Genomic DNA, 25,185 nt, shown 5'->3' with positions numbered 1-25,185 from the left:
AGCCGGCGATCTATGAAAACCACCGCTGATTTCGAAAAGTTATTGAGGCGCGCCAAGTCGTTGAATTACGGGCGATATAAATTGACCGTTCGAACAGGTATTTATTTTTCGGGAGGGTTTTTAGCGGGCGTCGGGAGGGAGTGTTGCTGGAGCTTGATGTAACTTTTCAGGGCGCAGAAACGAAAAGTGCACACATAAATGGCACCGAGGGTGACAATCCTGTGTACACATTTTTCAGAACGGGTAGAGAACACTGTCGGAGCTGATTAGCTCCCACAGTGCATCGGGGACCTTATGCCTTGCTGATGATATTCCCGGCATGCAACCCGCATTCTTTCTGGGTCGCTTCTTCCCACCACCAACGGCCTTCGCGCTCGTGCTGGTTCGGCAGGACAGGGCGGGTGCACGGTTCGCAGCCGATGCTGATGAAACCGCGTTCATGCAGGCTGTTGTACGGCAGCTCCAGCATGCGGATGTAGCCCCAGATTTCCTCGCTGGTCATCTGCGCCAGCGGGTTGAACTTGTACAGGGTGCGCTCCGGGGTGGAGAACGCTGTATCGATTTCCATCACCGCCACGGCACTGCGGGTGCCTGGGCTCTGGTCGCGGCGCTGGCCGGTGGCCCAGGCTTTGACGCCGGACAACTTGCGGCGCAGCGGCTCGATCTTGCGGATCCCGCAGCATTCGCCGTGACCGTCCTTGTAGAAGCTGAACAGGCCTTTTTCCTTCACGAACGGTTCAAGTTTCGTGTAGTCCGGTGAGACCAGTTCGATGTCGATCTTGTAGTGCTCGCGCACCTGATCGATGAAACGGTAGGTTTCCGGATGCAGGCGGCCGGTGTCGAGACTGAACACCTTGACGTTCTTGTTCAGCTTCCAGGCCATGTCCACCAGCACCACATCCTCGGCGCCACTGAAAGATATCCACAGGTCATCGCCGAACTCGGCGAACGCGAGTTTGAGGATGTCCTGCGCGGATTTGTTGGCATAGGTCGTGGCGAGTTCCACGACGTCGAACGTTGGGCTCATCAGGGCGGCTTCCTACAGGTCGGTGGCGCTGGGCGCTCTATATGGCGGCGATGGTAACAAAAAGCAACGCGCGCCGGGGCGGCCTCTGCGTTGCGCGCTCCAGGTCGAGCCGCTAGAGTTCGGGCTCGCTCGGCTCAATAAACATTACAAATGGAGTGTCCTGTGGAAATTGCCTGTCTTGATCTTGAAGGGGTGCTGGTACCGGAAATCTGGATCGCCTTCGCCGAAAAAACCGGAATCGAATCGCTCAAGGCCACCACCCGGGACATTCCCGACTACGACGTGCTGATGAAACAGCGCCTGCGTATCCTCGACGAGCATGGCCTGAAACTTTCGGACATTCAGGAAGTGATCGCCACGCTCAAGCCGCTGGACGGCGCGGTGGAATTCGTTGACTGGCTGCGCGAGCGTTTCCAGGTGGTGATTCTGTCGGACACCTTCTACGAGTTTTCCCAGCCGCTGATGCGTCAGCTGGGCTTTCCGACCTTGCTCTGCCACCGACTTATTACCGATGACAGCGGTCGGGTGACGAGCTACCAGTTGCGTCAGAAAGATCCGAAACGTCAGTCGGTCCTGGCCTTCAAGAGCCTGTATTACCGGGTGATTGCGGCGGGGGATTCCTACAACGACACCAGCATGCTCGGCGAAGCGGATGCGGGGATTCTGTTCCATGCGCCGGACAACGTTATTCGCGAGTTTCCGCAGTTTCCGGCGGTGCATACGTTTGCCGAGTTGAAGCAGGAATTCCTCAAAGCCTCGAACCGCGACTTATCCCTTTAGCCACCTGATGATCGTTCCCACGCGGACGGTTCGACGCCTCGACGTGGGAACGATCAACGGTTAAAGGTTTTGCAGGGTTTCGAGCAGGACTCTGACCTTGGTGATCGATTCCTGATACTCCGCCAGCCAGTCCGAATCGGCGACGATCCCGCCACCGCCCCAGCAGCACACCTGTCCATCCTTCACCAGCAGACTGCGGATCGCGATAGAGCTGTCCATCTCGCCGCGCACGTCCAGGTACAGCAACGAACCGCAATACAAGCCGCGTCGGGTCGGCTCCAGTTCGTCGATGATCTGCATCGCACGAATCTTCGGTGCGCCGGTGATCGAGCCGCCGGGGAAACTGCCGGCAATCAGGTCCAGGGCGTCGCGATCCGCCGCCAGTTCACCGGTTACGCTGCTGACCAGGTGATGCACGTTCGGATAGCTTTCCAGGCTGAACAACTCCGGCACCCGCACCGAGCCGATGCGGCAGGTGCGGCCCAGGTCGTTGCGCAGCAGGTCGACAATCATCAGGTTTTCCGCACGATCCTTGGGGCTGGCCAGCAGTTCGGCGGCGTTCGCCGCGTCCTCGGTCGGGTTCGCGCCACGGGGACGGGTGCCCTTGATCGGGCGGGTTTCCACCTGACGCTGGCTGACTTTGACGAAACGCTCGGGCGACAGGCTCAGCACTGCATTGCCGTCGGGCAGGCTCTGGAACCCGGAAAACGGCGTCGGGCAGGCCTCGCGCAATTTGCAGTAGGCCAGCCATGGATCGCCCTGGCACGGCGCGCGGAAACGCTGGGCGAAATTGACCTGATAGCAGTCGCCGGCCTGGATGTAATGCTGGATGCGTTCGAACGCCTGACGGTATTCATCTGCCGAGAGATCGGCTGCCATCGGGCTGTTCAGCTTGAAAGGCGTCAGTGCGGTGCTCACCGGTTGGCTGAACACATCGATCAGTCGTTGTTTCTCGCTGGCGCTGACCGAGGGGTGAAACACCAGTTGGCTGGTGGCCGATTGGTGGTCGCTGATCAGTGCCCAGTCGTACAGACCAAAACGCGCATCGGGCAATTGCAGATCATCCCGGGCCTGACTCGGCAGGTTTTCCAGATGCCGGCCGAAGTCGTAGCTCAGGTAACCGATCAGGCCACCGGCGAAAGGCAATTCGTACCCATCGGGCAATTGCGCGTCGCCCAACCGGGTCAGATTATCCCGCAGACGTTGCAGGAAATCGTCGCCGCGCTCGTCCGGCAAAACCGCCAGCTGTTCCAGCGGCCAGGCGCTGAGCAGGTCATAACGGCCACGGTCGGCACTCGGGCGCCCACTGTCGAGCAGCACGGCGCCGGGCGCATGGCGGATGGCCGCGAAATAGTCGGCGGGGTTGGCGCGGTAGGGCAGCGGGTGTACGGAACAGGTCAACATGGGCGGGGCAGATCGGCCATCGAGGCGGGGTGGGGATTGTAGTCCCCTCCGGGAATTGCTCCTAGAGGGGATGTCGGGGATTGGCAGATTGGCGGCAGGTAGTGCGACTCAGCCCTCGACCGCCGGAATATGCCCAAACAACTCCTGAGCAAACGCCACCCGCTCTTCAACCGATTCAGTCACACCACGCGCCTTGAGTTCTTCCAGATGCGCTTCCACCGCATGGGTGCGCAACGTCAGCCCGCAGTCGTTGGCAATCTGGATATTCAGCCCCGGCCGCGCATTCAGCTCCAGAATCAGCGGGCCTTTCTCCTGGTCCAGCACCATGTCCACGCCGATGTAACCCAGGCCACACAGCTCATAACAACCGGCCGCGAGCTTCATGAAACCGTCCCAGTAGGGCAGTTGCACGCCGTCCACCGCGTTGGTGGTGTCCGGGTGTTTGGTGATGATGTTGTTCAGCCAGGTGCCGCGCAAAGTCAGGCCGGTGGCCAGGTCGACACCGACGCCGATGGCGCCCTGGTGCAGGTTGGCCTTGCCGCCGGACTGGCGGGTCGGCAAACGCAGCATCGCCATCACCGGGTAACCCATCAGCACGATGATGCGGATGTCCGGCACGCCTTCGTAGCTGATGCTCTTGAAGATCTGGTCCGGGGTCACCCGATATTCGATCAGCGCCCGGTCGCGGTGCCCGCCCAGCGAATACAGGCCGGTGAGGATGCTGGAGATATGATGCTCCAGCTCTTCGTGGGCAAGGATCTTGCCCGACACCGTGCGATAGCGGCCCTCGAAACGGTCGGCGATGACGATGATGCCGTCACCGCCGGCGCCCTGGGCCGGCTTGATCACGAAGTCGTTGCGCCCGCCGATGATCTCGCCGAGCTTGTCGATTTCCTTCTCCGTGGAAATCACGCCATACAGTTCCGGCACATGAATGCCGGCCTCGATCGCGCGTTCCTTGGTGATGATCTTGTCATCGACGATCGGGTACAGGCTGCGCTTGTTGTACTTGAGCACGTAGTCCGCGTTACGCCGATTGATGCCCATGATGCCCCGGGCTTCCAGGGCCTTCCAGGTCTTCCAGAAACCGAACATCAGGCGTCAGCCTTCTTCAGGAAAGCCTTGAAACGCACCAGTTCAGTCAGGCGATAACCGCGATAGCGACCCATGGCCAGCATGAAGCCCACCAGAATCAGCAGGATCGCCGGGAAGGTGAACACGAAGTACACCAGCTCCGGAACGGTCATGATCAGGTGCGCCAGGGACGCCGCGAACAGCGTGCCGATCGCCACTTTCATGGCATGGCTGGCACCGCGTTCTTCCCAGGTGATCGACAGGCGTTCGATGGTCATGGTCAGAATCACCATCGGGAACAGCGCCACCGACAGACCGCGCTCCAGACCGAGTTTGTGACTGAACAGGCTGATCGCCGCGATCAGCACCACCACGAACGTCAGCACCACCGACAGGCGCGGCAGCATTTGCAGCTTCAGGTGTTCCAGATACGAGCGCAGCGATAACCCGAGCGCGGTGATCACAGTAAACAGCAGGATGCCGAAACCCAGTTGCGTCTCGCGGAAGGCCAAGGCGATCAGCACCGGCGTGAACGTGCCGAGGGTCTGCAGGCCGATCAGGTTGCGCAGGATCAGGATCACCAGCACGCCGATCGGGATCATCACCATGATCATGAAGGTTTGCTGGGTTTGCAGCGGCAGGCCGTACAGCGAGTATTCGAGGAAGTTGGCGTCGGTGTTTTCGTCGGTCAGCTTGGCCAGACGAATCGCGTTCATCTCGCTGTTGTTCAGGCTGAAGGTCACGTTGGCTTTCTTGCCGCCGTCGACGGTGATCAGGTTCTCATCACCGCTCCACCACAGCAGGCGGTCGGTCGGCAGGCCTTGCTCGCCGGTTTCCGGGTTGAAATACAGCCAGTCGGTGCCGTTGAAGCTGCGCAGCCACAGTTCCGGGGTTTGCGGTTGATCGGCGACGAGGCGGATGGTGTGGACTTTTTCCACCGGTACGTGGGCAATGGACAGCAGCAGCTCGACGATCTTGGCTTTGTGCGGCGTCGACGGATCGCCGGCCAGCAGCAGTTTCACGTTGTCGTCGTTGACGTTGTTGACGCGTTTGATCGCCTCGCCAATGAAGGTCTCGACGTCGGCCGAGTGCTGGCGGATCGGGGCGAGCAGGGCTTCGGCGGCGATCTTTTCCGGGCCTTCGATGGCCATGCTGTCGCGGAAGGTCGGGCCTTTGATCTTGGTTTTCTCGGCGGTGTAACGCTTGGTCAGCACAAGACGGTAATAAAGGGTCTGGTTACCCTTGGCCCGGCGTGCCGACCAGGTGACCTTGCGATTGCCGTCGACGCGGTTGACCGCCACCCCGTAGTTGTTGGAGATAAAGCTTTCATTGAGGCTGACGTAATCGCGGCTCAGGGGCGGCACGAACATCTGGATCTTCACCGGATCCTTGGTGCTGGCGACGAACTCGACCTTGGCGTCGATGTTCCACAGGTCGTCGGTGGCGTCTTCGGTCACCGGGATGCCGAGCACGAAAATCTGATAGGCCGTAACCGAAACGCCCAGCAACACCAGGATGGTGATCAGGACTTTCAGGTGGAAGGTTAGAGAACGCATGGAAATTACTCGGCGGTATGAGCGGCGATGGCGCAGGCGGGTTTGCCGGCAGCGTATTTAAGACTGGGATCGACCAGCGCATCGAAGCGTTTCAGCGCCTCGGAGCCGATCAAAAGCGGGTATTGGAACGCACTACGGTCGGTCAGGTTCACTTCGATGCTGCGCATTGCCGAACCCATGCAGATGTCCAGCTCGATCACCGGGCGGGCGGTGTACTTCTTGCCTTCTTCCGGATCGTAGTCGCCGGCGCGGCGCTTGATCTTGCTGACCCGGGCCAGAGGCCGTTCGATCGGGTGCGAATGCGCGGCGTCGATGGCCAGGTAGAAACGTACCCAGGACTCGCCGTTGCGTTTGAAGCGTTTGATGTCGCGGGCACTCAGGGAGGCGGTTTTCGCCCCGGTGTCGAGTTTCGCCGCCACTTCCAGGTTGATCCCGTCGAGGGCAGCGTATTCGTTGAGGCCGTACACGGTCTTTTCCCCCGCCGCAGCAAGGCCGGGCAGGCAAAACAGTGCAAAGAATGTGGGGAAGGGCTTGAGTCTCATAAATCCTGGCGAGCAGCGTTCCGTTCTCGGTTCAGGGCCATGGCATCAGGAAATCCTGTCTGGTCATCGCCTTCGTGTGCCTATCAGCTTTTTATGACAAGCCGTGCAAATGACTCGCAAATGCGGGCGGCATTCTAGCACGGTGGTTTTATGGCGCCAGCGCCGGGGCCGGTCTATAACCCTTGGGGCTGACACGCAGGCTTATTAGACGATTGTCGACAATCTCTATTTATCCTTTGACTGATGCGGGCTGATTCGCTAGTTTTTGCCGCATTGGATTTGAAGGTGTCGACAATATGCTGGATCAACTCGATCCCCCGGTGATCAGTGGCGACGATTCCGAGACGCTCTCGGAAAACGTCTTCCGACGCATCCAGGCGGCCATCGTCAAAGGCGAGATCGCCCCGGGCAGCAAGATCTCCGAGCCGGAACTGGCGCGCACCTACGGCATCAGCCGCGGGCCGCTGCGCGAGGCGATCCATCGTCTGGAAGGCCAGCGCCTGTTGGTGCGCGTACCGCACGTCGGTGCGCGGGTGGTGTCGCTGAGCCACGCCGAATTGCTCGAACTCTACGAAATCCGCGAATCCCTCGAAGGCATGGCCTGCCGTCTGGCGGCCGAACGCATGAGCGTCGAAGAAATCGACGAACTGCGCCGGGTGCTGGAAACCCACGAACGCGATGCGGCGTTCCAGGCCGGCGTCGGCTACTACCAGCAGGAAGGCGATTTCGACTTTCACTACCGGATCATCCAGGGCAGCGGCAACCGCACCCTTACGCAAATGCTCTGCGGCGAGCTCTATCAACTGGTGCGCATGTACCGCATCCAGTTTTCCACCACGCCCAATCGCCCGCGCCAGGCCTTTGCCGAACACCACCGGATTCTCGATGCCATCGCCGACCGTGACGGCGAGCTCGCGGAATTGTTGATGCGCCGTCACATCGGCGCCTCGAAACGCAACATCGCCCGTCATTACCAGGACGGCGCCGACCACAAGACAGCCACTGAACGAGGTGAGTCATGAGTTCCAACAAGAGCACTCCAGGCCAGCGTTTCCGCGATGCGGTCGCCAGCGAACATCCGCTGCAAGTGGTCGGGGCGATTAATGCCAACCACGCGCTGCTGGCCAAGCGCGCCGGTTTCAAGGCGATCTACCTGTCGGGTGGCGGGGTGGCTGCCGGCTCCCTCGGCGTGCCGGACCTGGGCATCACCGGCCTGGATGACGTGCTGACCGACGTGCGCCGCATCACCGACGTCTGCGACCTGCCGCTGCTGGTGGACGTGGACACAGGTTTCGGCGCCTCGGCGTTCAACGTGGCCCGCACCGTCAAGTCGATGATCAAGTTCGGCGCGGCGGCGATTCACATCGAAGACCAGGTCGGCGCCAAGCGCTGCGGTCACCGTCCGAACAAAGAGATCGTGACCCAGCAGGAAATGGTCGACCGCATCAAGGCTGCCGTCGATGCCCGCACCGACGACAGCTTCGTGATCATGGCGCGCACCGACGCGCTGGCTGTTGAAGGCCTGGAATCGGCACTGGATCGCGCCGCCGCGTGCATCGAGGCCGGCGCCGACATGATCTTTCCGGAAGCCATCACCGAGCTTGAGATGTACAAGCTGTTCGCCAGCCGCGTGAAGGCGCCGATCCTGGCCAACATCACCGAATTCGGCTCGACGCCGCTGTACACCACCGAGCAACTGGCCGGCGCCGACGTGTCGCTGGTGCTGTACCCACTGTCGGCGTTCCGCGCGATGAACAAGGCTGCGGAAAACGTCTACACCGCGATCCGCCGCGACGGCACTCAGCAGAATGTCATCGACACCATGCAGACTCGCATGGAGCTCTACGATCGCATCGATTACCACACCTTCGAGCAGAAGCTCGACGCGTTGTTTGCGGCGAAGAAGTAAGCCGCAACCGTACTCCCTAATAAATTCAAGATTGGAGACAACAATGGCCGAAGCAAAAGTACTCAGTGGCGCCGGGCTCCGGGGCCAGGTCGCCGGGCAAACCGCACTGTCCACCGTGGGCCAGGCCGGTGCCGGGCTGACCTATCGCGGCTACGACGTGCGCGAACTGGCAGCCGACGCACAATTTGAAGAAGTGGCGTACCTGCTGCTCTACGGAGAGCTGCCGACCAAGGCGCAACTCGCCGACTATCAAGGCAAGCTGAGCAAGCTGCGCGACCTGCCGCAAGCACTCAAGGAAGTGCTGGAACGCATCCCCGCCGACGCCCACCCGATGGACGTGATGCGCACCGGTTGCTCGTTCCTGGGCAATATCGAGCCGGAAAAAGACTTCTCCGAGCAACGCGACAAGACCGACCGTCTGCTGGCCGCCTTTCCGGCGATCATGTGCTACTGGTATCGCTTCAGCCACGACGGCAAACGCATCAATTGCGTGACGGACGAGCAGTCCATCGGCGGCCACTTCCTGCACCTGCTGCACGACAAGAAGCCGAGCGAACTGCACGTCAAGGTGATGAACGTCTCGCTGATCCTCTACGCCGAGCACGAATTCAACGCCTCGACCTTCACCGCTCGGGTGTGCGCTTCGACCCTGTCCGATCTGTATTCCTGCGTCACGGCGGCCATCGGTTCCTTGCGCGGCCCGCTGCACGGTGGCGCCAACGAAGCGGCGATGGAAATGATCGAGCGCTTCTCGTCGCCGGAAGAGGCGATCAAGGGCACCCTCGGCATGCTCGAGCGCAAGGACAAGATCATGGGCTTCGGCCACGCGATCTATAAGGACAGCGATCCGCGCAACGAGGTGATCAAGGGCTGGTCGAAAAAACTCGCCGACGAAGTGGGCGACAAAGTGTTGTTCGCGGTTTCCGAAGCCATCGACAAGACCATGTGGGAACAGAAAAAACTGTTCCCCAACGCCGACTTCTACCATGCCTCGGCGTACCACTTCATGGGCATCCCGACCAAGCTGTTCACCCCGATCTTCGTCTGCTCGCGCCTGACCGGCTGGGCGGCGCACGTATTCGAACAGCGCGCCAACAACCGCATCATCCGTCCAAGCGCCGAGTACACCGGCGTCGAACAGCGCAAGTTCGTGCCAATCGAACAGCGCTGACCGGGGAGGGCGCCGGCACAGGCGCCCCCTCTTTGAAACTACCGTGACCGAGTCCTGACCGATGAACACAGAATTTCGCAAGAACCTGCCCGGCACGCCGCTGGACTTTTTCGACGTCCGCGCGGCTGTCGATGCGATCCAGCCGGGCAGCTACGACACCCTGCCGTACACCTCTCGCGTGCTGGCGGAAAACCTCGTGCGTCGCTGCGACCCGGCCACGCTCACCGATTCCCTGAAACAACTGATCGAGCGCAAGCGCGACCTCGACTTCCCGTGGTTCCCGGCCCGCGTGGTGTGCCACGACATTCTCGGCCAGACCGCGCTGGTGGATCTGGCCGGCCTGCGCGACGCGATTGCCCAACAGGGCGGCGACCCGGCGCAGGTCAACCCGGTGGTGCCGACACAACTGATCGTCGACCACTCGCTGGCGGTGGAAGCGGGCGGCTTTGACAAGCAGGCCTTCGAGAAGAACCGCGCCATCGAAGACCGGCGCAACGAAGACCGCTTCCACTTCATCAACTGGACCAAGAAGGCCTTCAAGAACGTCGACGTGATCCCGCCGGGCAACGGCATCATGCACCAGATCAACCTGGAGAAAATGTCGCCGGTGATTCAGGTGCGCGACGGCGTGGCGTTCCCGGATACCTGCGTCGGCACCGACAGCCATACCCCGCACGTCGATGCGCTGGGCGTGATTGCCATCGGCGTCGGTGGTCTCGAAGCTGAAAGCGTGATGCTCGGCCGCGCATCGTGGATGCGCCTGCCGGAAAGCGTTGGCGTCGAGCTGACCGGCAAGCTGCAACCGGGCATCACCGCCACCGACATGGTGCTGGCGCTGACCGAATACCTGCGCAAACAGAAAGTGGTCGGCGCATGGCTGGAGTTCTTCGGCGAAGGTGCTTCGGCACTGACCCTCGGCGACCGCGCAACCATCTCCAACATGGCCCCGGAGTACGGCGCCACGGCGGCGATGTTCTACATCGACCAGCAGACCATCGACTACCTGAAACTCACTGGTCGCGAAGACCAGCAAGTGCAGCTCGTCGAGCAATACGCCAGGCAGATCGGTCTGTGGGCCGACAGCCTGAAAGGTGCGCAATACGAGCGTGGCCTGACCTTCGATCTGTCTTCGGTGGTGCGCAACATGGCCGGCCCGAGCAACCCGCACGCTCGCGTGGCGGTGTCGGATCTGGCCGCCAAAGGCATCGCCGGCCAGTGGGAGGACGTGCCGGGGCAAATGCCTGACGGCGCGGTGATCATCGCCGCCATCACCAGTTGCACCAACACCAGCAACCCACGCAACGTGATCGCCGCCGGCCTGCTGGCGCGCAACGCCAACAAGCTTGGGCTGACCCGCAAGCCGTGGGTCAAGTCGTCGCTGGCACCGGGTTCGAAAACCGTGGCGCTGTACCTCGATGAAGCAGGGCTGACCACGGAGCTGGAGCAGCTCGGTTTCGGCGTCGTCGCCTTCGCCTGCACCACCTGCAACGGCATGTCCGGCGCGCTGGATCCGGTGATCCAGCAGGAAATCATCGACCGCGACCTGTACGCTACCGCTGTGCTGTCCGGTAACCGTAACTTCGACGGGCGGATTCACCCGTACGCCAAGCAGGCTTTCCTCGCTTCGCCGCCGCTGGTGGTGGCCTACGCGATTGCCGGCACCATCCGCTTCGATATCGAGAAAGATGTGCTGGGCGTGGTCGACGGCAAGGAAATCCGTCTGAAAGACATCTGGCCGAGCGACGAAGAAATCGACGCGGTGGTGAAATCCTCGGTCAAGCCCGAGCAGTTCCGTCAGGTCTACATCCCGATGTTCGCCATCCATGAAGACACCGGCCCCAAAGTTGCGCCGCTGTACGACTGGCGCGAAATGAGCACCTACATCCGCCGTCCGCCTTACTGGGAAGGCGCGCTGGCCGGGGCGCGCCCGCTCAAGGGCATGCGCCCGCTGGCGGTGCTGCCGGACAACATCACCACCGATCACCTGTCGCCGTCGAACGCGATCATGCTCGACAGCGCCGCCGGCGAATACCTGGCGAAAATGGGCCTGCCGGAAGAGGACTTCAACTCTTACGCGACCCACCGTGGCGACCACCTGACCGCACAGCGCGCGACGTTTGCCAACCCGAAACTGTTCAACGAAATGGTCGTGGAAAACGGCAAGGTCAAGCAGGGTTCGCTGGCCCGTGTCGAGCCGGAAGGCCAAGTGATGCGCATGTGGGAAGCCATCGAAACCTACATGGAACGCAAGCAGCCGCTGATCATCATCGCCGGCGCCGACTACGGCCAGGGTTCGTCCCGCGACTGGGCGGCCAAAGGCGTGCGTCTGGCGGGTGTGGAAGCGATTGCCGCCGAAGGTTTCGAGCGCATTCACCGCACCAACCTGGTGGGCATGGGCGTGTTGCCGCTGGAGTTCAAACCGGGCACCGACCGCAAGACCCTGGGTATCGATGGCAGCGAAACCTACGACGTGATCGGCGAGCGCACGCCGCGTGCCGACCTGACGCTGGTGATCCATCGCAAGAACGGCGAACGCGTTGATGTGCCGGTGACCTGCCGTCTGGATACCGCTGAAGAAGTGTCGATCTACGAGGCCGGCGGCGTGTTGCAGCGCTTTGCCCAGGACTTCCTCGAAGAGTCGGCGGTTGCCGTTTAAATCAACTGATGTGGGCATGGGACTTCAAGTCCCATGTCTTCGTTAAGGAGCACCATGGCTCACGCACCGCAAATAAAAATCCCCGCCACCTACATGCGTGGCGGCACCAGCAAAGGCGTGTTTTTCAGCCTCAAGGATCTGCCCGAAGCCGCTCAGATTCCCGGCCCGACCCGTGATGCGCTGTTGCTGCGGGTCATCGGCAGCCCCGACCCGTACGACAAGCAGATCGACGGCATGGGCGGCGCCACCTCGAGCACCAGCAAAACCGTGATCCTGTCGAAAAGCATCAAGGCCGATCACGACGTCGATTACCTGTTCGGTCAGGTGTCGATCGACAAGCCGTTCGTGGACTGGAGCGGCAACTGCGGCAACCTGTCGGCGGCGGTCGGTTCGTTCGCCATCAGCAACGGCCTGGTCGACGCCAGCCGCATTCCGCACAACGGCGTGGCGGTGGTTCGCGTTTGGCAGGCCAACATCGGCAAGACCATCATTGCCCACGTGCCGATCACCAATGGCGAAGTCCAGGAAACCGGTGATTTCGAACTCGACGGCGTAACCTTCCCGGCCGCCGAAGTCCAGGTCGAATTCATGGACCCGGCGGCGGAAGAAGAGGGCGGCGGTGGCTCGATGTTCCCCACCGGCAACCTGATCGACGAGCTGGAAGTGCCGGGCGTCGGTACGTTCAAGGCGACCATGATCAACGCGGGTATTCCGACGATCTTCGTTAACGCCGAAGACATCGGCTATACCGGCACCGAACTGCAAAGCGCGATCAACAGCGATCCGAAGGCTTTGCAGATGTTTGAGACCATTCGTGCCTACGGTGCTTTGCGCATGGGGCTGATTTCCAGCCTGGATGAAGCGGCCAAGCGTCAGCACACACCGAAAGTGGCGTTTGTTGCCAAGCCTGCGGATTACGTCGCGTCCAGCGGCAAGGCCATTGGCGCCGGGGATGTGGATCTGCTGGTGCGGGCGTTGTCGATGGGCAAGCTGCACCACGCAATGATGGGGACGGCGGCGGTGGCGATTGGCACTGCAGCAGCTATCTCCGGCACCTTGGTGAATCTGGCGGCGGGTGGTGTTGAGCGCAATGCTGTGCGGTTCGGGCATCCGTCCGGGACGTTGCGTGTTGGCGCAGAAGCTAGCCTGGAAAACGGTGAGTGGGTGGTGAAGAAGGCGATCATGAGCCGTAGTGCGCGCGTCCTGATGGAAGGTTACGTCCGCGTCCCTGGCGACTCTTTCTGACCCAGCGCAGCAGCAAATGTGGGAGCGGGCTTGCTCGCGAAGGCGGTGTATCAGGCAACATCAACGCTGGATATGCCGGCCCATTCGCGGGCAAGTCGAATCGTCGCACCGCCGCTCCCACAGGTTCTGTATTTCAACAATAAGAATGGTTTAAAACCAAGACTCAGCCTGAACCGAGGTCCCATCAACGAACCACTTTCAAGAGTGAATCGAACATGAGCGCCAACGTCGACCTGAACAACCGCCCCGACTACGACCGTGTCCTGCAGGACATCGCCGATTACGTCCTCACCTACAAAATCGAATCCACCGAAGCCCTCGACACCGCCCGTAACTGCCTGATGGACACCTTGGGCTGCGGCCTGCTGGCCCTGCGTTTCCCCGAATGCACCAAGCACCTTGGACCTATCGTCGAAGGCACCATCGTGCCGTTCGGCGCGCGAGTCCCCGGCACCTCCTATCGCCTCGACCCGGTGAAAGCGGCGTGGGACATCGGCTGCATCGTGCGCTGGCTCGATTACAACGACACTTGGCTCGCCGCTGAATGGGGCCATCCGTCGGATAACCTCGGCGGGATTCTCGCGGTGGCCGATCACCTGTCGCAAAAGCGTCTGGCCAATGGTGAAGCGCCGCTCACCGTGCGCGATGTGCTCGAAGCCATGATCATGGCCCACGAAATCCAGGGCGTGATCGCCCTGGAAAACTCCTTCAATCGTGTAGGTCTCGACCACGTCATTCTGGTGAAAGTCGCCTCGACCGCTGTGACCGCCAAACTGATGGGCGCCAACCGCGAGCAGCTGTTATCGGCGCTGTCCCACGCGTTTGCCGACGGTCAGGCGTTGCGCACTTACCGCCATGCGCCGAACGCCGGTTCGCGAAAATCCTGGGCGGCGGGGGATGCGTCGAGCCGAGGTGTGCGGCTGGCGGATATCGCGATGCGCGGCGAAATGGGCATTCCCGGCGTCTTGAGTGCCAAGCAGTGGGGCTTTTACGACGTTCTGTTCAGCCACACCAACAACGATCTGGCGCTCAAGCCTGAAGACAAACGCGCCTTCAGCTTCTCCCGGCCGTTCGGCAGTTACGTGATGGAAAACGTGCTGTTCAAGATCAGCTTCCCCGCCGAATTCCACGCGCAAACCGCCTGCGAAGCCGCTGTGACCCTGCATCCGCAGGTGCGCAATCGTCTGCATGAGATCGACCGGATTGTCATCACCACGCATGAGTCGGCGATTCGCATCATTTCCAAGGTCGGGCCGCTGGCCAACGCCGCCGACCGCGATCACTGCCTCCAGTACATGACCGCCGTGCCGCTGGCGTTCGGCAATCTGGTGGCTGAGCAGTACGAGGATGATTTCCACAAAGCCCATCCGGTCATCGATGTGCTGCGCGAAAAAATGGTCATCGTCGAAGATCCGCTTTTCACCCGCGAATACCTGGAGGCCGACAAACGCTCGATCGCCAATGCGGTGCAGGTGTTTTTCAAGGACGGTTCGAGCACGGAAAACGTGGTGGTGGAGTACCCGATTGGCCATCGCCGGCGTCGCGCCGAGGGCATTCCGTTGCTGGAGGACAAATTCCGGGCAAATCTGGCGACCCGCTTCACCGGACAGCGCAGCGGGGAGATTCTTGCGCTGTGCAAGGATCAGGCGCGGCTTGAAGCCACGCCGGTGAACCGGTTTGTCGATTTGTTTGTGATCTGAGGGACCGCGTTATCGTTCTTCGCGGGCAAGCCACGCTCCCGCAGGCTTTTGTATCGGATGCAATTATTGCAAACGCCACGACACCTGTGGGAGCCGGGCTTGCCCGCGAAGGCGTCAGATCAGACACCGCAGAGCTATTTGAAGCGCCGCTCGACGCCTTTTTCCACGAGAATCTTCGCGGAAATCTCTTCCACTGAAAAATGCGTGGAGTTGATGTTCGGGATGTTCTCGCGGCGGAACAGGTTTTCCACCTCGCGCACTTCGAACTCACACTGGGCGTAGCTCGAATAGCGGCTGTTGGGCTTGCGTTCGTTGCGGATCGCGGTGAGGCGGTCCGGGTCGATGGTCAGGCCGAACAGCTTGTGCTGGTGGGCGCGCAGGGCGGCCGGCAGTTGCAGGCGTTCCATGTCGTCCTCGGTCAGCGGATAGTTGGCCGCACGGATGCCGAACTGCATCGCCATGTACAGACACGTCGGCGTCTTACCACAACGCGACACGCCCACTAGTATCAGGTCGGCCTTGTCGTAATAGTGGGTGCGGGCGCCGTCGTCGTTGTCCAGAGCGAAGTTCACCGCTTCGATGCGCTCCATGTAATTGGAGTTGTGACCGATGGAGTGGGACTTGCCGACGGTGTAGGAAGAATGCTCGGTCAGTTCCTGTTCGAGCGGGGCGAGGAACGTCGAGAAGATGTCGATCATGAAACCATTGGAGGTTGCGAGAATCTCACGGATGTCCTGATTGACGATGGTGTCGAAGATGATCGGCCGGAAACCGTCGGTTTCAGCGGCTTTGTTGATTTGTTGTACCATGGCCCGCGCTTTTTCAACGCTGTCGATGTAGGGGCGCGTGAATTTGCTGAAGGTAATGTTTTCGAACTGCGCCAGAAGGCTTTGACCCAGGGTTTCGGCGGTGATGCCGGTGCCATCGGAGATAAAGAAAGCAGATCGTTTCATTTGCACCTTGGGCCTTAAGCTAATGAGCATTTCTGGATATGATAGGCGCGATTTGTCGGCCGCCATTGGCCCGCATTCTCACTTATTTTCCAGGTCCAGGCCATACAGCCGGCCAACGCTCCCCCGAGCCGCCGGTTTCTGAGCTTTTCCAACACAGTTAGTGGAGAGATCACCTTGGTAGAGTACGTAGTTTCCCTCGATAAGCTCGGCAAACACGATGTTGAGCATGTGGGGGGCAAGAACGCATCCCTGGGCGAGATGATCAGTAACCTGGCCGGTGCCGGTGTTTCGGTCCCCGGCGGCTTCGCCACCACGGCGCAAGCCTATCGCGACTTCCTGGAACTGAGCGGTCTGAACGATCAGATCCACAAGGCCCTCGATGCGCTGGACGTCGATGACGTCAATGCCCTGGCCAAGACCGGCGCCCAGATCCGCCAATGGATCATGGAAGCCGAATTCCCTGAAAAACTGAACACCGAGATCCGCACCGCGTTCGCCGCGTTGTCGGCCGGTAATCCTGACGTGGCCGTGGCCGTGCGTTCCTCCGCCACCGCCGAAGACCTGCCGGACGCTTCGTTCGCTGGTCAGCAGGAAACCTTCCTGAACATCCGTGGCGTGGAAAACGTCATTCGCGCGGCCAAGGAAGTGTTCGCTTCCCTGTTCAACGACCGTGCCATTTCCTACCGCGTGCACCAGGGCTTCGACCACAAGCTGGTCGCCCTGTCGGCTGGCGTGCAGCGCATGGTGCGTTCGGAAACCGGCACCGCCGGCGTGATGTTCACCCTCGATACCGAATCCGGCTTCCGTGACGTGGTGTTCATCACCGGCGCCTACGGTTTGGGCGAAACCGTTGTACAAGGCGCGGTGAACCCGGACGAATTCTATGTCCACAAGGGCACCCTGGAAGCCGGTCGCCCGGCGATCCTGCGGCGCAACCTGGGCAGCAAGGCCATCAAGATGATCTACGGCGACGAGGCCAAGGCCGGTCGTTCCGTGAAAACCGTTGATGTCGACAAGGCTGACCGCGCGCGTTTCTGCCTGACCGACGCTGAAGTCAGCGAGCTGGCCAAGCAGGCGATGATCATCGAGAAGCACTATGGCTGCCCGATGGACATCGAGTGGGCCAAGGACGGTGACGACGGCAAGCTGTACATCGTGCAGGCCCGTCCCGAAACTGTGAAGAGCCGCACCCAGGCCAACGTCATGGAACGTTACCTGCTGAAGGAAACCGGCACCGTGCTGGTGGAAGGTCGTGCCATCGGCCAGCGCATCGGCGCCGGCAAGGTGCGGATCATCAAGGACGTGTCCGAGATGGACAAGGTCCAGCCCGGCGACGTGCTGGTCTCCGACATGACCGACCCGGACTGGGAACCGGTCATGAAGCGCGCCAGCGCCATCGTCACCAACCGTGGCGGCCGTACCTGCCACGCGGCGATCATCGCCCGTGAGCTGGGAATCCCGGCCGTCGTCGGTTGCGGCAACGCCACCCAACTGCTGAAGGACGGCCAGGGCGTGACCGTGTCCTGCGCCGAAGGCGACACCGGTTACATCTTCGAAGGCGAACTGGGCTTCGACATCAAGAAGAACTCCGTGGACGCCATGCCGGAGCTACCGTTCAAGATCATGATGAACGTCGGCAACCCGGACCGCGCCTTCGACTTCGCGCAGCTGCCGAACGCTGGTGTGGGTCTGGCCCGTCTGGAATTCATCATCAACCGCATGATCGGCGTGCACCCGAAAGCGCTGTTGAACTACGACGGCCTGCCGCAGGACATCAAGGAAAGCGTCGACAAGCGCATCGCCGGTTACGACGATCCGGTCGGCTTCTATGTCGAGAAACTGGTTGAAGGCATCAGCACCCTGGCCGCTGCGTTCGCACCGAAGAAGGTCATCGTGCGTCTGTCGGACTTCAAGTCCAACGAATACGCCAACCTGATCGGCGGCAAACTGTACGAGCCGGAAGAAGAAAACCCGATGCTGGGCTTCCGTGGCGCTTCGCGTTACATCAGCGAATCGTTCCGTGACTGCTTCGAACTCGAGTGCCGTGCGCTGAAGCGCGTGCGCAACGAGATGGGCCTGACCAACGTCGAAATCATGGTGCCGTTCGTCCGTACCCTCGGCGAAGCCAGCCAGGTGGTTGATCTGCTGGCCGAAAACGGCCTGGCCCGTGGCGACAACGGCCTGCGCGTGATCATGATGTGCGAACTGCCATCCAACGCGATCCTGGCTGAAGAATTCCTCGAATTCTTCGACGGTTTCTCGATCGGCTCCAACGACCTGACCCAGCTGACGCTGGGCCTGGACCGTGACTCCGGGATCATTGCGCACCTGTTCGACGAGCGTAATCCGGCGGTCAAGAAGCTGTTGGCCAACGCGATTGCCGCGTGCAACAAGGCCGGCAAATACATCGGCATCTGCGGTCAGGGTCCTTCGGACCACCCGGACCTGGCCAAGTGGCTGATGGAGCAGGGCATCGAAAGCGTGTCGCTGAACCCGGACACCGTGCTGGAAACCTGGTTCTTCCTTGCCGAAGGCCAGGCGGCGGAATAAGCCGTAAATGAAGCCTCGGCCCGATGAACCGGGTCGGGGCTTTAAGATTGAATCAGGGCGAGCTCTCCGGATGCCGCCCTTTTTTGTGCAAGAGCATTATGCAAAGCAGCAGCAACCTATTTCCTGTCGCCCTGATCAGCGCCGAGCGACGCGGTGATCTGAGCGAAGACGTTTATCGTTTGAAACCGGGCAACAGCCCTGACTGGTCCGTGGAAATCGCGGTGACCCGCCTCGGCATGGCCGATGAGCCGGCGTCGCGCGGCGTGCCAGTGATCTTGCTGCACGGCAGTTTTTCCAATCGGCGCTTCTGGTTCTCGCCGAAGGGCCTGGGCCTGGGCGCGTATCTGACGCGTCTGGGCTTCGATGTGTGGATCCCGGAAATGCGCGGTCACGGTCTGTCCCAGCGCAACGAGGACTACCGCCGCAACCGCGTCGCCGACTATGCCCGTTACGATCTGCCGGCGATTGCCGCGTTCGTCCGTGAGCAGAGCGGGCAGATTCCGCACTGGATCGGCCACTCGCTGGGTGGCATCACGTTGGCGGCCGCGCTGGGCGGCGAATACCTCGGTGAGCCGGCGGTGGCGTCGGCGGCGTTTTTCGGCACGCAGGTCAGCCGCACGTACTGGCCGCTGAAGATTCCGCCGGTGGAGTGGAGCGGGCGCTTCATTCTCAAGCGTTTTGCCCAGTTGTCCGGCTCGCGACTCAAGCGCGGCCCCGAGGACGAGCCGATCGGCCTGGCGCTGGAAAGCATGCGCTGGTACGGACTGTTCGGGCGTTTCGGCGATAAGGACAAGGATTGGTGGGCAGGTCTTGCCGACGTGCAGGTCCCAGTGCTGGCGGTAAGCGCGGCGGGGGATCATCAGGATCCTGCCTGGGCCTGCCGGAAACTGTTCGAACAGATTGGCTCCGAGCACAAGCAGTTCATCAACCTGGGCCGTGAGCAGGGTTTCAACGATCAGTTCGGGCATGTCGAGATGCTGGTCAGCAAAGCGGCACAGGCCGAGGTCTGGCCGCTGGTGGCGCGTTGGTTGGCGGATCAGCACGCGCCATTGCTTGGCGAGAAGCCGGATCTGGCGGCAGCGGTCTGAACGCGGCGCCCTGAAAAGGGCATTTCGTTCGCGTCGGCTTGCGGCTAAGATATGACGCATTGGGCGGTTCTGGTCATATTTAGTGACTGTTTCGCTATTACGTTTCAGCCTGTGTTCAGGTTCGTTCAGCGACCATGACATGGGCTAAGGTAAACAGCGACCGTTGGGACTCGTTTCAAAAGAGTGCGACATTCTTGCTCGTCTTCCTTGTTACAGGAGTTATTCGATGAACCATTACCTTACGCCTGACCTGTGCGACGCCTATCCGGAGCTGGTTCAGGTGCTGGAACCGATGTTCAGCAATTTCGGCGGCCGTGATTCGTTCGGCGGCGAAATCGTGACCATCAAATGCTTCGAAGACAACTCGCTGGTCAAGGAGCAAGCCGAGCTCAAGGGCAACGGCAAGGTGCTGGTGGTCGATGGTGGTGGTTCCCTGCGCTGCGCACTGCTGGGCGACATGATCGCCGAGAAAGCCGCGAAAAACGGTTGGGAAGGGCTGGTGATCTACGGTTGCATCCGTGATGTGGACGTCATCGCCCAGACCGATCTCGGCGTTCAGGCCCTTGCCAGCCATCCGAAAAAGACTGAAAAACGCGGTCTCGGCGACCTCAACGTGCCGGTGACCTTCGCGGGTGTGACCTTCCATCCCGGCCAGTACATCTATGCGGACAACAATGGCGTGATCATCTCGCCAAGTCCGCTGAAAATGCCTGAATAAATCGCGGTAACCACAGGGGTGAGGATGTTCGAGGAAGAAAACGCGCAATGGGGGCTGGTGCATGCCCTGGTGCTGGACGGTAAAGGCGGTGCGCGTTCGATAGCCCGGACTGATCTCGACGATCTGCAGCTGCAGGCTCATGAAAGCCTGTGGCTGCACTGGGATCGCAGTCACCCGCAGACCCAGACCTGGCTGCGTAAATCCAGTGGGCTCAATGAGTTCACCTGCGACCTGCTGCTGGAAGAAAACACCCGTCCACGCCTGTTGCCGCTGCCGGATTCCGAGCTGCTGCTTTTTTTGCGCGGGGTCAATCTCAACCCCGGTGCCGAGCCGGAAGACATGGTGTCGGTGCGGATTTTCGCTTCGGCCCAGCGGGTGATTTCCCTGCGCTTGCGCCCATTGCGCGCCACCGACGAGTTGCTTGTGATGCTGGGCGAGGGTAAAGGACCGAAAACCTCGTCAGAACTAATGCTTTATCTGGCGCAATTCCTCACCAACAAGGTGCAGGATCTGGTGACTTGCCTCTCCGAAGTGGTCGATGAAGAGGAAGAAAAACTGGATGCCGACGAACGGTATACCCCCGAGCATGGCGCCATTTTGCACATCCGTCGCAGGGCTGCCGGACTGAAGCGTTTTCTGGCACCGCAGCGGGATATTTTCGGACAGCTGACGCGGATAAAACTGCCGTGGTTCGTCGATGACGATGCCGACTACTGGAACGAATTGAACAACAGCCTGACCCGTTATCTCGAAGAGCTCGAATTGACCCGAGAGCGCGTGGGGCTGGTGCTGGAGGCCGAAGACCGGCGTTTGAGCGTGCACATGAATCGCACGATGTATCGTTTCGGCATCATCACCTGCATCTTCTTGCCGATGAGTTTTATTACCGGTCTGTTGGGCATAAACGTTGGCGGAATACCCTTCGCCAGCAGCCCTTATGGCTTCCTTATCGCCTGCCTGACGGTGCTCGCCCTGGCGTTCGGCCAGTGGTGGTTGTTCCGCCGTTTGCGCTGGGTCTGACGATGCGCCATGTGACCCGACCAAATTTGCCCGCGTCTTTCACAGACATCACGAGAGGTGCGTATGCACGATCCGTTTGAACAGTCTTTGCGCGACATGCTCAACGCTTCGCCGTCCAGCCGCGACGACGATGCCTGCCTGGGTCGCGTGCTCAAAACCGCCAACCGCCAGGTTGGCGCCGGCGATCTGTTCAGCCTGCTGGGCCGCTGGCTGCCCGCGCTGATGATCGCCCTGAATAACGGCTCGGCCCATGTCGCGCCGGTCTCACGTCTCCGTAAACCTACCGCTCGCACTGCTGATAAGGCTGATTGAATATGGAACTTGATCTCTGGACTCAGAGCCTCGTCACTGCAATGACTGCGTTGTGGACCAAAGTCGCTAACTTCATTCCTAACCTGTTCGGCGCACTGGTTGTGCTGCTCTTGGGTTTCGTCGTGGCCAAGCTGCTGGATACCTTGCTGTCCAAGTTGCTGGCCAAACTGGGCCTCGATCGCCTGATGGGCGGCACCGGCCTGACCAAATTGATGTCCCGCGCGGGGCTGCAAGTGCCGATCTCCACGTTGATCGGCAAAATCGTTTACTGGTTCGTTCTGCTGATTTTTCTGGTTTCGGCAGCAGAATCCCTTGGACTTGAGCGAGTTTCAGCTACGCTTGACATGCTGGCGCTGTATTTGCCGAAAGTATTCGGTGCCGCGCTGGTGTTGCTGGTGGGTGTCCTGCTTGCGCAATTGGCCAATGGCCTGGTTCGCGGGGCGGCAGAAGGCGTAGGCCTGGACTACGCTTCAGGACTTGGGCGAATTGCCCAGGGCCTGGTGATCATCATCAGCATTTCGGTCGCAATCAGTCAGTTGGAGGTCAAGACCGACCTGCTGAACCATGTGATCGTCATCGTATTGATTACCGTTGGTCTGGCGGTTGCGCTGGCCATGGGTTTGGGAAGCCGGGAAATTGCCGGTCAGATTCTTGCGGGAATCTATGTGCGTGAGTTGTATCAGGTTGGGCAACAAGTGCGTATTGGCGAGGTCGAAGGCCAGATCGAAGAGATCGGCACGGTTAAGACCACATTGCTGACCGATGAGGGTGAGCTAGTCTCTCTCTCCAATCGGATCCTGCTGGAACAGCATGTGAGTAGCCGCTAACCCGGCAAACCCTGCTAATGTATGCCGCCGCAAAATGCCAGCTGTCGCTGGCTGCGGTGGACATTGACCTGACTGTCGGCACGACTTGTTTTGAATAAAGCCCAAACGCTATCCACGCGCTACGATCCCCGCGAGCTCTCTGATGAGGAGTTGGTCGCGCGCTCGCATACCGAGCTTTTTCACGTGACGCGCGCCTACGAAGAACTGATGCGGCGTTACCAGCGGACATTATTTAACGTGTGCGCACGATATCTTGGGAACGATCGCGACGCAGACGATGTCTGTCAGGAAGTGATGTTGAAGGTGCTGTATGGCTTGAAGAACTTCGAGGGGAAATCGAAGTTCAAGACATGGCTATACAGCATCACCTACAACGAATGCATCACACAGTATCGGAAGGAACGGCGAAAGCGTCGCTTGATGGACGCACTGAGTCTTGACCCCCTCGAGGAAGCGTCCGAAGAAAAGGCGCCGAAACCCGAGGAGAAGGGCGGACTGGATCGCTGGCTGGTGTATGTGAACCCGATCGACAGGGAAATTCTGGTGCTACGATTTGTCGCAGAGCTGGAGTTTCAGGAGATCGCAGACATCATGCACATGGGTTTGAGTGCGACAAAAATGCGTTACAAACGCGCTCTTGATAAATTGCGTGAGAAATTTGCAGGCATTGCTGAAACTTAGTTCGGCGCAAATATCTCTTACGTGTAGGCAAGTTCTGATAGACTTGCCGCCGAGTTGTCCCCCGGTTTGCGGGACTGCTTCACAATCACCAGATGGGGATTTAACGGATGAAACTGAAAAACACCTTGGGCTTGGCCATTGGTTCTTTGATTGCCGCCACTTCTTTCGGCGCTCTGGCACAAGGCCAAGGCGCAGTTGAAATCGAAGGCTTCGCAAAGAAAGAACAATTCGACAGCGCTCGTAACTTCAAGAACAACGGCAACCTGTTCGGCGGTTCGATCGGTTACTTCCTGACCGACGACGTTGAACTGCGTCTGGGCTACGACGAAGTGCACAACGTGCGTGCCGACGATGGCAAGAACGTCAAGGGCGCCAACACCGCTCTGGACGCTCTGTACCACTTCAACAACCCAGGCGACATGCTGCGTCCATACGTTTCGGCCGGTTTCTCTGACCAGAGCATCGACCAGAACGGTTCGAACGGTCGTAACCGTTCCACCTTCGCCAACCTGGGCGCTGGTGCCAAGCTGTACTTCACCGACAACTTCTACGCCCGTGCTGGCGTTGAAGCTCAGTACAACATCGACCAGGGCGACACCGAGTGGGCTCCTAGCGTCGGTATCGGTGTGAACTTCGGTGGCGGCTCCAAGCCAGCTGCTGCTCCAGTTCCAGCACCGGCTGAAGTCTGCTCCGACAGCGACAACGACGGCGTTTGCGACAACGTTGACAAGTGCCCGGACACCCCAGCCAACGTAACTGTTGACGCTGATGGCTGCCCAGCAGTTGCTGAAGTTGTTCGTGTTGAGCTGGACGTGAAGTTCGACTTCGACAAGTCGGTTGTTAAGCCAAACAGCTACGGCGACATCAAAAACCTGGCTGACTTCATGAAGCAGTACCCATCCACCACCACTACTGTTGAAGGTCACACTGACTCCGTCGGTCCTGACGCTTACAACCAGAAACTGTCCGAGCGTCGTGCAAACGCCGTTAAGCAAGTTCTGACCAACCAGTACGGTGTTGAATCGTCCCGCGTTCAGTCGATCGGCTACGGCGAATCCCGCCCAGTTGCTGACAACAAAACTGAAGCTGGCCGCGCTGTTAACCGTCGCGTAGAAGCGCAGGTTGAAGCTCAAGCTAAGTAATTAGCTGCCGCTACGAGAAAAGCCCGGCTCAGGCCGGGCTTTTCTTTGCCTGCGATTTGGTGAAAACGGGGATTGTCAGGCCAATCGGTCGGCTGCCCAGCCAATCGAATCCATCTGGGTCGCCGCCGCTGCGACGGCGCCTATGACCAGAATCGCAGGACTCCTGAGCTGGAAACCAAGGGCATCGTCCTCCATCCCTGTCAGATCACTGCGGCATTCGCGTTGTTCTGGCAACGAGGCATTCTCGATCATCGCAACTGGTGTATCCGCCGCCATACCGCCCGCCAGCAGTTGCTCGCTAATCTCGCCGAGCTTCGCCACCCCCATGTAAATCACCAGCGTCGTGCCGCCCTGCGCCAAGGCCCGCCAGTTCAACTGGCTGTCGTCCTGAGTGTGGGCCGTGACCAGCGTCACACCCCGGGCCACGCCGCGCAACGTCAGCGGGATATCACACTGGGTCGCGCCGGCCAGTCCGGCGGTGATGCCATTGACCAGTTCCACTTCGACCCCGCGCTCACGCAACCACTGCGCTTCCTCACCCCCGCGCCCGAAAATGCACGGATCGCCGCCCTTGAGCCGCACCACGCATTTGCCCTGACGGGCGTAACGCAACATCAGCCGATGGATGAACGCCTGAGGCGTCGAACGACAGCCGCCGCGTTTACCGACGGCAATGATCCGCGCAGCAGGGCAGTGTTCAAGTACCGCCTCATTGACCAGATCGTCGATCAGCACCACCTCGGCTTCGCGCAAGGCCCGCACCGCTTTGAGCGTCAGCAATTCAGGATCACCGGGACCCGCGCCCACCAGCCAGACTTTCGCGTTCATGG

22 protein-coding genes are annotated in these 25,185 nt (G+C 60.3%); 15 read left to right on the top strand and 7 right to left on the bottom strand.

Translation table 11 applies throughout. The features are described 5' to 3' along the window. Positions 1-292: 292 nt before the first annotated feature. Positions 293-1,027 carry a phosphoadenylyl-sulfate reductase gene (locus tag CAG25_RS27255; protein WP_007960132.1) on the bottom strand — a complete coding sequence of 245 codons (735 nt, stop codon included), beginning with the start codon at positions 1,025-1,027 and terminating at the stop codon, positions 293-295. A gap of 162 nt (positions 1,028-1,189) precedes the next feature. Between CAG25_RS27255 and thrH the strand changes: the two genes are divergently transcribed. Next, a complete protein-coding gene (gene thrH, locus CAG25_RS27250; protein ID WP_041067615.1) occupies positions 1,190-1,807 on the top strand; it encodes a bifunctional phosphoserine phosphatase/homoserine phosphotransferase ThrH in 618 nt (205 codons plus the stop codon). Positions 1,808-1,867: 60 nt separating this feature from the next. On the opposite strand, the gene pabB is transcribed toward thrH, so the two are convergent. From pabB to CAG25_RS27230, 4 genes are all read right to left on the bottom strand, one after another. Then, positions 1,868-3,211: an aminodeoxychorismate synthase component I gene (gene pabB, locus CAG25_RS27245; RefSeq protein ID WP_085613272.1), complete on the bottom strand. Its 1,344-nt coding sequence runs from the start codon at positions 3,209-3,211 to the stop codon at positions 1,868-1,870. Between the two features lie 108 nt (positions 3,212-3,319). After that, positions 3,320-4,306 (bottom strand): alpha-L-glutamate ligase-like protein, encoded by a 987-nt coding sequence (locus CAG25_RS27240; protein ID WP_039769976.1) that lies wholly within the window; start codon positions 4,304-4,306, stop codon positions 3,320-3,322. Continuing rightward, the gene (locus CAG25_RS27235) at positions 4,306-5,841 is read right to left on the bottom strand and encodes an inactive transglutaminase family protein (RefSeq protein ID WP_007951967.1); all 1,536 of its coding nucleotides are present in this window, start codon (positions 5,839-5,841) and stop codon (positions 4,306-4,308) included. The genes CAG25_RS27240 and CAG25_RS27235 overlap by 1 nt, the downstream gene beginning before the upstream one ends. A 5-nt stretch (positions 5,842-5,846) precedes the next feature. Then, entirely contained in the window at positions 5,847-6,383 is a 537-nt protein-coding gene (locus tag CAG25_RS27230) for an ATP-dependent zinc protease (protein ID WP_011333239.1), read from the bottom strand. A gap of 299 nt (positions 6,384-6,682) precedes the next feature. Between CAG25_RS27230 and CAG25_RS27225 the strand changes: the two genes are divergently transcribed. The 6 genes from CAG25_RS27225 (at position 6,683) to prpD (ending at position 15,064) form a co-directional block, all read left to right on the top strand. Continuing rightward, entirely contained in the window at positions 6,683-7,405 is a 723-nt protein-coding gene (locus CAG25_RS27225; protein WP_178076500.1) for a GntR family transcriptional regulator, read from the top strand. Then, complete coding sequence (prpB, locus tag CAG25_RS27220; RefSeq protein ID WP_007951973.1) at positions 7,402-8,292, top strand: methylisocitrate lyase; 891 nt, start codon at positions 7,402-7,404, stop codon at positions 8,290-8,292. Before CAG25_RS27225 ends, prpB begins: the two co-directional genes overlap by 4 nt. A 43-nt stretch (positions 8,293-8,335) precedes the next feature. Further along, positions 8,336-9,463 carry a 2-methylcitrate synthase gene (gene prpC / locus CAG25_RS27215; RefSeq protein WP_074687616.1) on the top strand — a complete coding sequence of 376 codons (1,128 nt, stop codon included), beginning with the start codon at positions 8,336-8,338 and terminating at the stop codon, positions 9,461-9,463. Between the two features lie 61 nt (positions 9,464-9,524). After that, a complete protein-coding gene (gene acnD, locus CAG25_RS27210; RefSeq protein WP_085613274.1) occupies positions 9,525-12,119 on the top strand; it encodes a Fe/S-dependent 2-methylisocitrate dehydratase AcnD in 2,595 nt (864 codons plus the stop codon). Between the two features lie 54 nt (positions 12,120-12,173). Next, on the top strand, positions 12,174-13,364 hold the full coding sequence (gene prpF, locus CAG25_RS27205) for a 2-methylaconitate cis-trans isomerase PrpF (protein ID WP_085613275.1): 1,191 nt from the start codon (positions 12,174-12,176) through the stop codon (positions 13,362-13,364). Positions 13,365-13,579: 215 nt separating this feature from the next. Continuing rightward, a complete protein-coding gene (prpD, locus tag CAG25_RS27195) occupies positions 13,580-15,064 on the top strand; it encodes a 2-methylcitrate dehydratase (RefSeq protein ID WP_085613277.1) in 1,485 nt (494 codons plus the stop codon). 134 nt (positions 15,065-15,198) lie between these two features. Here prpD and CAG25_RS27190 read toward each other — a convergent pair whose 3' ends face one another. Further along, positions 15,199-16,017, bottom strand: a complete 819-nt coding sequence (locus tag CAG25_RS27190; protein ID WP_007951980.1) for a pyruvate, water dikinase regulatory protein — start codon at positions 16,015-16,017, stop codon at positions 15,199-15,201. Positions 16,018-16,191: 174 nt separating this feature from the next. Here CAG25_RS27190 and ppsA point away from each other — a divergent pair, with 174 nt between their 5' ends. The 8 genes from ppsA to CAG25_RS27150 all read left to right on the top strand — a co-directional run bounded on the left by ppsA (position 16,192) and on the right by CAG25_RS27150 (position 24,355). Then, positions 16,192-18,567: a phosphoenolpyruvate synthase gene (gene ppsA, locus CAG25_RS27185; RefSeq protein ID WP_085613278.1), complete on the top strand. Its 2,376-nt coding sequence runs from the start codon at positions 16,192-16,194 to the stop codon at positions 18,565-18,567. Positions 18,568-18,665: 98 nt separating this feature from the next. Continuing rightward, positions 18,666-19,655 carry an alpha/beta fold hydrolase gene (locus CAG25_RS27180; RefSeq protein WP_064594675.1) on the top strand — a complete coding sequence of 330 codons (990 nt, stop codon included), beginning with the start codon at positions 18,666-18,668 and terminating at the stop codon, positions 19,653-19,655. 226 nt (positions 19,656-19,881) lie between these two features. After that, a complete protein-coding gene (gene rraA / locus CAG25_RS27175; protein ID WP_011333248.1) occupies positions 19,882-20,373 on the top strand; it encodes a ribonuclease E activity regulator RraA in 492 nt (163 codons plus the stop codon). A gap of 24 nt (positions 20,374-20,397) precedes the next feature. Next, positions 20,398-21,393 (top strand): zinc transporter ZntB, encoded by a 996-nt coding sequence (locus tag CAG25_RS27170; RefSeq protein ID WP_085613279.1) that lies wholly within the window; start codon positions 20,398-20,400, stop codon positions 21,391-21,393. 63 nt (positions 21,394-21,456) lie between these two features. After that, complete coding sequence (locus CAG25_RS27165; protein WP_007951986.1) at positions 21,457-21,705, top strand: hypothetical protein; 249 nt, start codon at positions 21,457-21,459, stop codon at positions 21,703-21,705. Positions 21,706-21,707: 2 nt separating this feature from the next. Further along, the gene (locus CAG25_RS27160) at positions 21,708-22,532 is read left to right on the top strand and encodes a mechanosensitive ion channel domain-containing protein (RefSeq protein ID WP_007951987.1); all 825 of its coding nucleotides are present in this window, start codon (positions 21,708-21,710) and stop codon (positions 22,530-22,532) included. A gap of 90 nt (positions 22,533-22,622) precedes the next feature. Beyond that, a complete protein-coding gene (sigX, locus tag CAG25_RS27155; protein ID WP_011333251.1) occupies positions 22,623-23,213 on the top strand; it encodes an RNA polymerase sigma factor SigX in 591 nt (196 codons plus the stop codon). A 107-nt stretch (positions 23,214-23,320) separates the two neighbouring features. Further along, a complete protein-coding gene (locus CAG25_RS27150) occupies positions 23,321-24,355 on the top strand; it encodes an OmpA family protein (protein WP_011333252.1) in 1,035 nt (344 codons plus the stop codon). Positions 24,356-24,430: 75 nt separating this feature from the next. Here the strand turns inward: CAG25_RS27150 and cobA are convergent, their stop codons facing one another. Beyond that, entirely contained in the window at positions 24,431-25,183 is a 753-nt protein-coding gene (gene cobA / locus CAG25_RS27145; protein WP_085613280.1) for a uroporphyrinogen-III C-methyltransferase, read from the bottom strand. Between the last annotated feature and the right edge of the window lie 2 nt (positions 25,184-25,185).

It is taken from the genome of Pseudomonas sp. B16(2017), from assembly GCF_002113205.1.
Taxonomy (GTDB): domain Bacteria; phylum Pseudomonadota; class Gammaproteobacteria; order Pseudomonadales; family Pseudomonadaceae; genus Aquipseudomonas; species Aquipseudomonas pharyngis.
Note: the sequence above shows the minus strand (reverse complement) of the source record. Positions and strands in the feature narration are given on the sequence as shown.

Excerpts from the sequence above, each read along its gene's own strand:
- prpB (WP_007951973.1), top strand. The coding sequence starts at position 7,402 with ATGAGTTCCAACAAGAGCACTCCAGGCCAGCGTTTCCGCGATGCGGTC.
- CAG25_RS27165 (WP_007951986.1), top strand. The coding sequence starts at position 21,457 with ATGCACGATCCGTTTGAACAGTCTTTGCGCGACATGCTCAACGCTTCG.
- CAG25_RS27190 (WP_007951980.1), bottom strand. The coding sequence starts at position 16,017 with ATGAAACGATCTGCTTTCTTTATCTCCGATGGCACCGGCATCACCGCC.
- CAG25_RS27150 (WP_011333252.1), top strand. The coding sequence starts at position 23,321 with ATGAAACTGAAAAACACCTTGGGCTTGGCCATTGGTTCTTTGATTGCC.
- pabB (WP_085613272.1), bottom strand. The coding sequence starts at position 3,211 with ATGTTGACCTGTTCCGTACACCCGCTGCCCTACCGCGCCAACCCCGCC.
- acnD (WP_085613274.1), top strand. The coding sequence starts at position 9,525 with ATGAACACAGAATTTCGCAAGAACCTGCCCGGCACGCCGCTGGACTTT.
- prpD (WP_085613277.1), top strand. The coding sequence starts at position 13,580 with ATGAGCGCCAACGTCGACCTGAACAACCGCCCCGACTACGACCGTGTC.
- rraA (WP_011333248.1), top strand. The coding sequence starts at position 19,882 with ATGAACCATTACCTTACGCCTGACCTGTGCGACGCCTATCCGGAGCTG.
- CAG25_RS27170 (WP_085613279.1), top strand. The coding sequence starts at position 20,398 with ATGTTCGAGGAAGAAAACGCGCAATGGGGGCTGGTGCATGCCCTGGTG.
- CAG25_RS27255 (WP_007960132.1), bottom strand. The coding sequence starts at position 1,027 with ATGAGCCCAACGTTCGACGTCGTGGAACTCGCCACGACCTATGCCAAC.
- CAG25_RS27180 (WP_064594675.1), top strand. The coding sequence starts at position 18,666 with ATGCAAAGCAGCAGCAACCTATTTCCTGTCGCCCTGATCAGCGCCGAG.
- prpC (WP_074687616.1), top strand. The coding sequence starts at position 8,336 with ATGGCCGAAGCAAAAGTACTCAGTGGCGCCGGGCTCCGGGGCCAGGTC.
- CAG25_RS27230 (WP_011333239.1), bottom strand. The coding sequence starts at position 6,383 with ATGAGACTCAAGCCCTTCCCCACATTCTTTGCACTGTTTTGCCTGCCC.
- CAG25_RS27240 (WP_039769976.1), bottom strand. The coding sequence starts at position 4,306 with ATGTTCGGTTTCTGGAAGACCTGGAAGGCCCTGGAAGCCCGGGGCATC.
- CAG25_RS27235 (WP_007951967.1), bottom strand. The coding sequence starts at position 5,841 with ATGCGTTCTCTAACCTTCCACCTGAAAGTCCTGATCACCATCCTGGTG.
- prpF (WP_085613275.1), top strand. The coding sequence starts at position 12,174 with ATGGCTCACGCACCGCAAATAAAAATCCCCGCCACCTACATGCGTGGC.
- CAG25_RS27160 (WP_007951987.1), top strand. The coding sequence starts at position 21,708 with ATGGAACTTGATCTCTGGACTCAGAGCCTCGTCACTGCAATGACTGCG.
- cobA (WP_085613280.1), bottom strand. The coding sequence starts at position 25,183 with ATGAACGCGAAAGTCTGGCTGGTGGGCGCGGGTCCCGGTGATCCTGAA.